This window comes from Chthoniobacterales bacterium, from assembly GCA_018883245.1.
Taxonomy (GTDB): domain Bacteria; phylum Verrucomicrobiota; class Verrucomicrobiia; order Chthoniobacterales; family JACTMZ01; genus JACTMZ01.
This window is the reverse complement of sequence record VEQL01000026.1, coordinates 26,626-36,839: the sequence shown is the minus strand read 5'-3', so window position 1 is coordinate 36,839 and position 10,214 is coordinate 26,626. Positions and strand designations below refer to the sequence as shown.

Sequence of the window (10,214 nt, the reverse complement as noted above, 5' to 3'; positions counted from 1 at the left end):
AGGTGGTTCCGTTCGCCGACTTGAGGTTGATGCCAGTGAACCCCTTCACATTACTTATATCGAAACGCACGGAGAAGCTCACCTGACCGAACTGGCGCGGGGTGGTCAGCAACCGGTATCCGGAATGCGTTCCGGAGGTCGTGGAGGAACCGGCATAAACTCCAAGCGAATTGTTTCCGTCAATCTGACGTCCGGCCGTGCCGTTGATGCTGTTGGTCGTCACGCAACGGATTCCGCCGCGACTGGGGTTGGTTGTGCTCGCCGACGTTGTCCTGACATAGCTGGTGAATTGTCCGAAGCCAGTGCCCCCATTAGCCGTCACCGTGGCATTGGTTGCGGTCGAGGAATAGACCAATGTGGACGTTGTGTAGGACTCAAGATTGTCGCTCGCGCCGGCCTTGGTGCTGGCGCCGTAAGCCGTGCTTGTCCCGTATTCGAACCAGTAAATTGTCTCGGGTCCGTTGGGGTTTACCGTCCCGGAAAGGCTGGCCGAGTTGGTGGTCGTCGCGGTCACCGGACCGGTTGTGACACTCGGTGGCGGATATCCCGTTGTGAATGTCTGATCCATTCCGTAGGTCACGCCGAAACTGTTCTGAGCAACAGGGCGATAGTGGTAGGTCTGCCCGAAATCGAGACCGGTCAAATCAGCCGCAAGTGCGACTGGTGATGCGCTGGAGCCGAGGACGTTTTGTTGCGTCGTCGTCGATCCGTAATTCGCGTCGATGCCGTATTCGAACCACAGCTTGGAATCCGTGCTGTTTGGATTGACCGTGGCCGTGAGGGTCGCGCCCGTCGGAACAACGTTCTGCGCGGACACGGCGTTGAGCGTCGGTTTCGCCGGCAAGGTGGTGAAGGACAAAATTGATCCGCGCACCACGCTTGTTCCGGTCTGTGCCACGATGCGAAAATAATATGTTGTTTCAGGCGCCAGGCCCGGGACCGACGCCCACTTTCCGACAGGGCCGATGCCGGACCCAGCATCTTGCACAGCCGTCGTAGTTGTAAGCGTATCGGATTTCACCCCGTATTCGAACCAGATGCTCGTCGGCAGGCCGTTCGGATTCACGTCGCCATTCAAACTCGCCGATGTCGTTGAGATGTAAGAAGCCGGCGTTGTCGCGACAGCAGGCAGCAGCGCATCCGTGGTGAATGTCGTGTCCGGACCGTAGGTTGTGTCCTGCGAGTTGGCGGCAACCACGCGGAAGTGATACGTGGTGCCGGGTTGCAATCCGCTGAGCGTGGCACTGGTCGCCACCGAGGAATTTCCACTGCCGATACCTTGCGAACTTGTGGCTACGCCGTAAGACGCCGTTGTGCCATATTCGAACACCACCGATGTTGCGTCGCCGTTCGGCGTGACCGTCGTGCCAAGCAGTGCGCTTGAGGTTGTCACGCCGGAGAATGTGACCGAGTTGATAGACGGAGGCGCCGTCGTCGATGCTGCACCTGTGGTAAACCGCGCCTCGAACGGCGCGAACATCGCCAGACCGTTCGCATCGGTTGCAGTGCTTTCAATCCGCACGCCATAAAGCGTTGTCCCCGCCATGTTTGACGACGGCTTGTAAGTCATCACCGTGTTGCCGGCGCTCCACGCAAAAGTTCCAGTCGTGAGCGGCGCGGTGGAAAACGATGCCTGCGTTGTGGTCGGATTCATTGCCCGATCAAAGGTCACGGAAATGGCCGCAGCGGGCGAGATGCCGGCCGCGTCGTGCGCGGGGGAAACCGTGTTGACCACGGGCGAGAGGGCCTTGTGCTGCGACTGTGCGACAAACATTTTGTAAGACGTCGCCGGCATCACGATAGACTGAATTCCGTTGGTGCCGGTCACTAATGTTTCCGATGGGTTGAGGACGTTGACCAAAACCGTTCCTGCGGGATGGATCGTTGGGCGCTCCCCGATGGTTTGCGATGTGCCCGAGGTGTTCAGTGCGACGTAGACCTCCTCGGTGCCGAGGCGGCGCGCGTAGGCGAGAAGCCCGGGCGCGGTATAGTTCGCCCAAAGGTTGTTATGCGATCCCGTGCGCAAGGAAGGATAAAGTCGGCGCAGGTTGTTCAACTTTGCGACCAACTTGAAACGCGTGCTGGTCATGTTGAAGTTGTCGCCGTTGGACGGTCCGCCTTCGAATTGTCCGTCGAACATGTCCTCGCGGTTCCACGGATCAGCACCTCCGTCGAAATCCTGCTCCGTTCCGTAGTAAAGGCTGGGAATTCCGCGCGACGTGTAAAGAAACGCGAGTGCCACCTCGAGACGCGCTGTGTTGCCGCCGATCGCCGTGCTCAGGAAGCGCGGGTTGTCGTGGTTGTCGAGGTTGAGAACGAGCGAGTTGAGGGCTGATGTGTCGTAATTCGCCGTGGTCAGGTTGTTGTAACGACCCTCGATCTGGCCCGTGTTACCTGAGGCAGTCGCGAAGACGCTGCCGACTTGGTAGTAGAGCGGGTAGTCGAGCGCACTTTCCATTTTGTAGTTCCCGCCGGATTTGGTGCCGGTGTAGGCGCCTACTTTGCTGTCATTGCCATCGAACACCTCGCCGAATTGGAAAAAATTCGGTTTGTCTGCGGCCTGTGCAGCAGCGCGAACGGCGGGCGACCATTCGTCCCAAAATCCCATCTCGACGTGCTTGACCGTGTCGATGCGGTAGGCGTCGAAACCGGCCGTGCTGATCCAATAGCTCCAAATTTCTTTCATCTTCGCGCGCACATAGGACGACTCTGTCCGGAAGTCGTCGAGCGAGGCCAACTCGCCCAATTCCACCTGCGTGGAGTCCGTCCAATTCTGCGTGCCGCCATTGTTGTGGAAGATGTTGGACAGGCTCGTATTTCCGAACGCAGTGGTGAGGTTCGTGTTGGCAAAAGGTGCCGCGTATTGCTGGTTAAACCAGTTGTTGTAGCGCAGGTTGTAGCCGGAAGGCGGATAGACGAAGTTCGCCCAGCCAGCGTCCCCGCTGTCAACCAACGTGCTACCGTGGTTGACGACCACATCGTTGATCACAAGGATCCCGCGTTTGTGCGCCTCGGCGACAAGGCGTTGAAGGTCGGTCAGTGTTCCCATGCGCGGATTCACCGCATAGAAATCCGTCGCAGCATAGCCGTGATAGTCGCCGTTGGCATTCTTGACCACCGGCGAAATCCAGATCGCCGTCGCCCCGAGCGCCTTGATGTAGTCGAGCTTCTTCTCTATGCCTTTAAAATCGCCGCCATGCGCTTGGTTGCTGATTGTCGGTCCATAGTTCGGCAAAGAATTGTTGTTGGAAGAATCGCCGTCAAAAAACCGGTCGGTGATGATTTGGTAGATGCTCTGGTTGCGCCAGAAGTCGGCGGAATATTCCGGCGAATAGCCCGCATCCAACGTGACGACCATCTTGTCCAAGGCGAACCCCGCATCGCGCATCCAAATGTTCAGCGTGTGCGTGCCCGTGGTATTCACCGTCACGGCCACGGGCACAGCAGATCCCGCCGCGGCATTCGACCACGACCAAGCGCCGGTTTTCGGCAGATCGATCTGCGCGGCGGACGGGCTTGCCCCATCGAGTCCGATATAAACGGAGAGTGATTCGGCGGACTCTGCATAGCCGCGCACCCAAACATAATAAGCGCCGGTGTTGGTGAAGTTAACGGTGTATCGGAGTTCAGGTGATGCGGACGTCCAGTTGCTTGCCACCGTCATCGCATCGTTCGGCAACACCTGCATAAGCCCGGTGCCGCCGTAGCCGCCAATGGCCGTGGAGTTTGTCCAAGCGTAATTGTTCGTTACGCCACTGACCGGATCGCTCACTGTTCGCGGGATATTCGTCGTCGGCGATTCCGCCTCGATCCTTACCGTGCCGTTGGACTCGGCCGTCTGTGCCGATAAATGACCTGCAACAAACCACGAAAGTGCCGCGAAGGCAGACAACCGCAGCAACGCTCCCGAGGGGCACATCGCATAATCCTACACAAAAAACGCCGAGGTGCTTGGAGTTTTCAACAAATGCGCAGCAGCACTCTCAAAGAAGACTGCGCGGCAGATCGATCCGATCTTCCCGGGGCCCCACCTCGGCGAGCAGAGGACGTCCGACACATTCCTCCAAGATTATGCGGTTTGTCCGTGCAGCGGCATCGGAAAGACCATCTGCATTGTTGAGAATGAAACCCGCAAGCGGAAGCCCCTTGGAGCGCACATTTTCAACCGTCAGAAGAGCATGGTTGAGAGCCCCGAGCTTGTTGCGCACGACGACAATCACCGGCCAACCCAACTCCACCGCAAAATCGGCCATGGTGAACCCTTTCCGCAACGGCACCAACCACCCCCCCGCTCCTTCGCAAAAAATTTGCCCATGCCGCGCGGCAAGCTCCCGCATTGCCGGAACAACTGATCCGTAGTCAGAAGGTTTCTCACCGAGCAGCTCGCATGCCATGGGTGCGGCGGGCGTTTGGAACCACACGGGATTAAGTGCATCAAGCGGCTCTGTGTTGCCCGAAGCAGCAGCGAGAATTTCCGCGTCGTCACGCGGGCCGCAACAAAACGGTTTTGCGCCCACCGCGTCGATCCCCGCTTCACGCGCTGCACGCACGAGCAGCGCGGTAACGAATGTCTTCCCACAATCGGTATCTGTGCCGGTGATGAAATAGTTCATGCCATCCCCCCAACCCCGCCGAGAAAATGATGCGCCGCCGCGCCCAGCGCGTAGAGCGCCGCCGTTTCGCTGCGCAGCACATGGCGTCCAAGATCGAGCGGCACGAATCCCGCCGCTTGCGCGGCCGCCATTTCATCGTCCGTCCAATCGCCCTCGGGGCCGATCGCAAAGGTCACGTTGCCGGGCGTTCCCGCGAAAAAATTACCCAACATCGCGCCTTTGGCGTGGATAGCCGGAATCCCCTTCAATCCCTCAGGAGAATCGCGGAAAGCGTCCTCAGCCCGCGCGACGGAAAAAATCTCCGGCAACACCAGATGGCCGCACTGCTTCGCCGCTTCGACGGCCACTTGCGTCCACTTTGCGCGGCGCTTTTCCGCATCCTTGCCGCCGAGCTTCACCACGCTGCGCCCGGCCGCGACCGGACGGATCGATGCCGCGCCGAGTTCGGTCGCCTTCTGCACGAGCCAATCGAAGCGCTCGTTTTTGATCAATGCCGCGATGAGATGGATTTCCGGGCGTGGGCGCTCTTCGCGCCACTCGCGCAGCACGCGGAATCCTGCGTGCTTTTTGCCGGCGTTCTCCAATTCCACGTCCGCCGCGCGCCCGGCGCCGTCGAAGATCACCGCCCGGTCGCCCGAACCCAGACGCAAAACTTGTGCGGCATGGCGGGCTTCACTTTCGGGCAATAGCCCCGAATCCCACCGATCCACCGGGACAAAAAACCGCGCCATGGTCACGCCACCACCTTGAACCGCCGCAGCGTTTCGTCGCGCTCGGTCGCGTGATCCACCATCGGCAGCGGATATCCTTTCGCCAGCGCCTTGCCGTCCGCCGGCGGCTCGAGGAAGGCCTTCGCCGGCACATCGCGCAGTTCCGGCACCCATTGCTTGATGTATTTGCCTTCGGCATCATAGCGCGCCGTCTGGCTCCAGGGGTTCTGGATACGGAAGTAAGGAGCGGCGTCCGCCCCCGTGCCCGCGCTCCACTGCCAGCCGCCGTTGTTGCTTGCGATCTCGCCGTCGATCAAGCGCTGCATGAAATATTGCTCCCCCATCCTCCAGTCGAGATGCAGGTCCTTGGTGAGGAACATCGCCGCGATCATGCGCGAACGGTTGTGCATGTAGCCGGTCTCGTTGAGTTGGCGCATTGCCGCATCGACGATCGGAAAACCGGTCAGGCCCTCGCACCACGCGCGGTATTTCACCCCGTCGTGATCCCATTCCATTCCGCGGTATTTCGGATTGAACTCGTGCTCGAGAACTTCCGGGTAGTGCCAGAGGATTTGGAAATAAAATTCCCGCCAGATCAGCTCGGCGATGTATTTCCACACGCTGTTGCGCCCGTTGGCATCGGCCCCCTCCGCAGCCTCCTTTGCACGGTGATAGACTTCCCTGATCGACAACAGTCCGTGACGCAAATCCTGCGACAAGCGCGACGTTCCGTCTTCACCCATCAAGTCGCGCGTCGCGCCATAGCAATGGATCGGGCCCGAAAGGAATTTTTTCAACCGTGCTCGCGCCGCCTTTTCACCCGCTTCGACCCCGCCGGTGAATTCAGCCAATCCCCAATGCGCCGGCGTCGGCAATGCCGCGCTCCTGATACCGCCCGGCGTGTTGAGCTTTTTCAGCGCCGGACCGGCTGCGGCTTTTGCGAGCTTGGCCCAGGCTTTCGAGTAAGGCGTGAACACGCGGAAATTCCCGCCCTCCCCCGTCTTCACCTCGTCGCGCTCATGGACCGCCGCATCCTTGAACATGCGCAATTCACACCCCGCAGCGGCCAACGCCGCGGACAACTTTTCCTCCTGCGCACGCCCGAAGGGATCCGGATCACGGTTGGCAAACACCGCGTCCGCCTTCGTCTCGCGAACCAGATCGGCCAGCTGCGCAACGGCATCGCCCTCGCGGATAACGAGACGGCTCCCGATCGCGCGTAGATTTCCGTCCAACGCCGCCAGAGACCCGCAAAGAAAAGTCTGCCGCGGCGCGCCCGTCCACCGGTGCTTTTTTTTCCAATCGCTGGCCACATAAACCGGCACCACCTGCTCCGCCTCCTTCGCCGCGGCCGCCAGCGCCGTGTTGTCTGTGATGCGCAGATCCCTACGGAACCAGTGAATAGCCGTCTTCATCGCCTCGACAATGCCCGCCCGCGACGCGAGAATCCAGCGCCTTGAGCATACCTGACCCGCTCCTGATTATTGCCGGCAACGGCCGCTACCCGTTCCAGCTCGTTGCAGCCGCTCGTCGCGCCGGCGTGAAGCGGATTTGCGTCGTGGGATTCCACAATGAAACAGATCCTGCACTCGCGGGCGAAGTGGATGACATCCGCTGGCACCACGTGGGTCAGCTCGGCAAATTGCTTGCCTACGCCAAGGAAACCGGCGCCAAGCACGCCATGATGGCCGGCCAGATAGCGCCGAAAAATCTCTTCGATCTGCGACCCGACTTCGCCGCGCTTCTGCTGCTTGCGAAACTCAAGGAGCGCAATGCCGAAACGCTCTTCGGCGCGGTGGCCGACTCGCTCGACAAAGCGGGCGTCGAACTGCTCCCTGCCACCACTTTTGTCGGGGAGTTCCTCGCCCCGGAGGGACATTTCGCCGGCCCGAAACCGCGCCGCCGCACGAACGAAGACATCGCCTTCGGACTTCGCATCGCCAAGGAAGTCAGCCGTCTGGATATCGGGCAGACCGTTGTCGTCCGCAACGGCACCGTGCTCGCCGTCGAGGGTTTCGAGGGAACCAACGAGGCCATCAAGCGCGGCGCGCTCCTCGGTCGCGGCCAGGCCGTTGCCGTGAAAGTCTCGAAGCCGGACCAAGACTTCCGATTCGACGTCCCCGTGGTCGGTCCGCTCACCATGGAAGCCGGCGCGCAATCGGGCTTGTCCGCCCTCGCCGTCGAAGCCGGCCGCACCCTGCTCATCGACCCCGAGCGCGTGCAAGCGCTCGCGGCCGAACACAAAATCACCCTCATCGGAGTGCGGTCATGAGCGGCAAACTTCGCGCGGGCGTTGTCGGTGTCGGGAGCATGGGATGGAACCACGCGCGAATTTACAGCGAGCTCGGCAACGCCGAACTCGCGGCTGTTTACGACGCGAATCCCGCCGCGGCGGAACGTGCCGTGCGCAAATACGGCGGAGCGGTCGCGTCTTCGCTCGACGATCTCATCGCACGCTGCGATGCGGTGTCCGTGGCGGCGCCGACGAATCTCCACCACGAAATCGTGATGAAGCTGCTCGGTGCCGGACGCCATGTGCTCGTCGAAAAACCGATCGCCGACAACCCGGCCCACGCCGCCGAAATGGCTGATCTCGCGCGCCAGCGCGGCCTTGTGCTCCAAGTCGGCCACATCGAGCGCTTCAACCCCGCACTCGACGCACTGGAGCAGCGCCTCAACCGTCCGCGTTTCCTCGAAGTCACGCGCCTCTCGCCCTACCCCGGACGCAGTCTCGACATCGGCGTGGTCCTCGACGTGATGATCCACGACCTCGAAATCATACTCCATCTCGTGCGCTCGCCGGTGACGAGCATCGACGCGGTCGGCGTCGCCGTCTTGAGCAAGAGCGAAGATATCGCCAGCGTGCGCATGCATTTTGCCAACGGATGCGTGGCCAACGTCACTGCCAGCCGCATCAGCATGAAAAAAATGCGCGAGATCCGCCTGTTCCAAGAAGACGCCTACCTCTCGCTCAACTATCAAAAACAAACGGCGAAGATGTATCGGCTGAAGGATGGAAAAATCGTCCGCGAACGCGTGGCCATCGAAAAGGGCGAACCCCTCCTGCGCGAACTCCGCCACTTCGTCGATTGCGCCCGCGCCGGCGTGCAACCGAAAGTCGGCGGCAGCGAAGCCGTCGCCGCCCTCGATCTCGCGCTGCAAATCACCCGCCAGATCGCCGAACGCGCACCTCAGCTGGCTGCCTGATTCCATGCGCATCTTCGTCATCGCCGGTGAAACGAGCGGCGACACGCACGCCGCCGCACTGCTGTCTGAATTGGAATCCCTCCGGCCGGGCCTCGAAATCGCCGGTCTCGGGGGACCGAAACTGCACGCACTTTCCCCGCAGGTCGAGGATTGGACCCACGACGCCGCCGTGGTCGGACTTTGGGATGTTCTGCGCCGCTACGGATGGTTCAGAAGAAAATTCCGCGAGGCCCTTGATCAACTTGCCCTCGAAAAGCCGGATGCTGTGCTTTTCGTTGATTACCCCGGCTTCAACCTGCGCATGGCGAAAGCGCTCCAACCCCGCCGTCCCGCGCTCAAGCTCCTCTACTACATCAGCCCGCAGGTCTGGGCATGGAACCGCGCCCGCATCCCACGCATGGCCCGCTGGCTGGATCGCATGTTTTGCATTTTCCCGTTTGAAAAGGACCTCTACGAAAAATCCGGGCTTCACACCGATTTTGTCGGACATCCCATGGCCGCAAAGATCGAACCCGCCGGCGACGAAGCGCGCAACCCCGATCTGCTTGCGCTTCTTCCGGGCAGCCGCGAGCGAGAAGTGCGCAAAATTTTTCCCGTCATGCTCGGTGCCGCGAAGCAGATTCTCGCACGCCGTCCGCGAACCGTCTTCGCTTCCGCGGCCTCCTCGGAGAAATTGCAAATCCTCATGCGCGGCATGGCGGCAAAGGCCGGCGTGGGCTGCGATATCGGCCTGCGCAACGCCGGCGATCTCATGCTCACCGCATCCGCAGGACTCGTTGCCTCCGGAACGGCCACGCTCGAGGCGACATTGTGCGGACTCCCCTACGCCCTGGTTTACAAAATCGCTCCCCTCACCTACATCGTCGGCCGCGCCGTCGTGAAAGTCCCCTATCTCGGCATGGCCAACCTCTTGGCCGGGAAAGAAATCGTCAAAGAGTTCATCCAGCACGACGCCACGCCGGATTCCCTCGCCTCCGAAGCACTGCGACTCCTCGATGACGTATCCTGCCGCCGCTCGATGCGGGATGAATTCACCGCCGTCCGCGCCCAACTCATCACCCCCTCCTCAACGACACCCGCCCGCGCAATTCTTAATGCATTGGCGCTCCCTTAGGCAGCTTGCGAGGGAAACCATCTGCCGTATCGAGCAGTTGTTACGGGGCTTTGGCGTGGAGGTCGGCACCCCAGGAAGCGGCGGCCACTCGACGAAGTTCAGTTCGGCGCTTGCAGTGCAGGACTACCTTCCGGCCGGAGGCATGCCGAACAAACTCACCGCCGATTTGGTCGATCCGACGAATTCGTCTTCCGGCGTCTTCGGCGGGCAAGTTCTCGCGCTGAAGCTGAATATCGCGCTCAGCGACGGCGGCGCGACACCCGCAGGTCTGGGCGACTTGTATTACAAGAACCCGGGCGATGCGCTAAGCGGGTTCACGGTGCGCCAGATCCTCGCAGCGGCCGAAAACGCGCTCGGCGGGGGTCCGTTGCCCACGGGCTATACCTACGCCTTGCTCTCGACGCTGTGCGACAACCTCAACCTCTCGTGGCACAACGAAACCACTGAGGGATGTGCACCGTCTGCATGGGCGCTGCTCTACCTGAGCAGGAGTCCCTGACCGCGGCAACCAATGGGAACAAGCAGGCCCCGGGGAAACCCGGGGCCTTTTCTTCGCACAACAATTGAAGA

At 61.0% G+C, this 10,214-nt stretch carries 8 protein-coding genes; 4 read left to right on the top strand and 4 right to left on the bottom strand.

Annotated features, from left to right (window positions below):
* From FGM15_09555 to FGM15_09540, 4 genes are all read right to left on the bottom strand, one after another.
* Positions 1–3,919: hypothetical protein (locus FGM15_09555; protein ID MBU3666102.1), on the bottom strand; the 3,919-nt coding region annotated here is incomplete at its 3' end.
* A gap of 64 nt (positions 3,920–3,983) precedes the next feature.
* A complete protein-coding gene (gene bioD / locus FGM15_09550; GenBank protein MBU3666101.1) occupies positions 3,984–4,613 on the bottom strand; it encodes a dethiobiotin synthase in 630 nt (209 codons plus the stop codon).
* Positions 4,610–5,344: a 16S rRNA (uracil(1498)-N(3))-methyltransferase gene (locus FGM15_09545; GenBank protein MBU3666100.1), complete on the bottom strand. Its 735-nt coding sequence runs from the start codon at positions 5,342–5,344 to the stop codon at positions 4,610–4,612. The genes bioD and FGM15_09545 overlap by 4 nt, the downstream gene beginning before the upstream one ends.
* A gap of 2 nt (positions 5,345–5,346) precedes the next feature.
* The gene (locus FGM15_09540; GenBank protein MBU3666099.1) at positions 5,347–6,738 is read right to left on the bottom strand and encodes a deoxyribodipyrimidine photo-lyase; all 1,392 of its coding nucleotides are present in this window, start codon (positions 6,736–6,738) and stop codon (positions 5,347–5,349) included.
* Between the two features lie 41 nt (positions 6,739–6,779).
* Here FGM15_09540 and FGM15_09535 point away from each other — a divergent pair, with 41 nt between their 5' ends.
* The 4 genes from FGM15_09535 to FGM15_09520 are packed head-to-tail and all read left to right on the top strand — an operon-like array spanning position 6,780 to position 10,143.
* Positions 6,780–7,595: an LpxI family protein gene (locus tag FGM15_09535; GenBank protein ID MBU3666098.1), complete on the top strand. Its 816-nt coding sequence runs from the start codon at positions 6,780–6,782 to the stop codon at positions 7,593–7,595.
* Positions 7,592–8,530, top strand: coding sequence for a Gfo/Idh/MocA family oxidoreductase (locus FGM15_09530; protein ID MBU3666097.1), 939 nt, complete (start codon positions 7,592–7,594; stop codon positions 8,528–8,530). The genes FGM15_09535 and FGM15_09530 overlap by 4 nt, the downstream gene beginning before the upstream one ends.
* A gap of 4 nt (positions 8,531–8,534) precedes the next feature.
* Positions 8,535–9,644, top strand: a complete 1,110-nt coding sequence (lpxB, locus tag FGM15_09525; GenBank protein ID MBU3666096.1) for a lipid-A-disaccharide synthase — start codon at positions 8,535–8,537, stop codon at positions 9,642–9,644.
* Entirely contained in the window at positions 9,625–10,143 is a 519-nt protein-coding gene (locus tag FGM15_09520) for a hypothetical protein (protein ID MBU3666095.1), read from the top strand. The genes lpxB and FGM15_09520 overlap by 20 nt, the downstream gene beginning before the upstream one ends.
* Positions 10,144–10,214: the final 71 nt, after the last annotated feature.

Excerpts from the sequence above, each read along its gene's own strand:
- FGM15_09520 (MBU3666095.1), top strand. The coding sequence starts at position 9,625 with ATGCATTGGCGCTCCCTTAGGCAGCTTGCGAGGGAAACCATCTGCCGT.
- FGM15_09530 (MBU3666097.1), top strand. The coding sequence starts at position 7,592 with ATGAGCGGCAAACTTCGCGCGGGCGTTGTCGGTGTCGGGAGCATGGGA.
- lpxB (MBU3666096.1), top strand. The coding sequence starts at position 8,535 with ATGCGCATCTTCGTCATCGCCGGTGAAACGAGCGGCGACACGCACGCC.
- FGM15_09545 (MBU3666100.1), bottom strand. The coding sequence starts at position 5,344 with ATGGCGCGGTTTTTTGTCCCGGTGGATCGGTGGGATTCGGGGCTATTG.
- FGM15_09540 (MBU3666099.1), bottom strand. The coding sequence starts at position 6,738 with ATGAAGACGGCTATTCACTGGTTCCGTAGGGATCTGCGCATCACAGAC.
- bioD (MBU3666101.1), bottom strand. The coding sequence starts at position 4,613 with ATGAACTATTTCATCACCGGCACAGATACCGATTGTGGGAAGACATTC.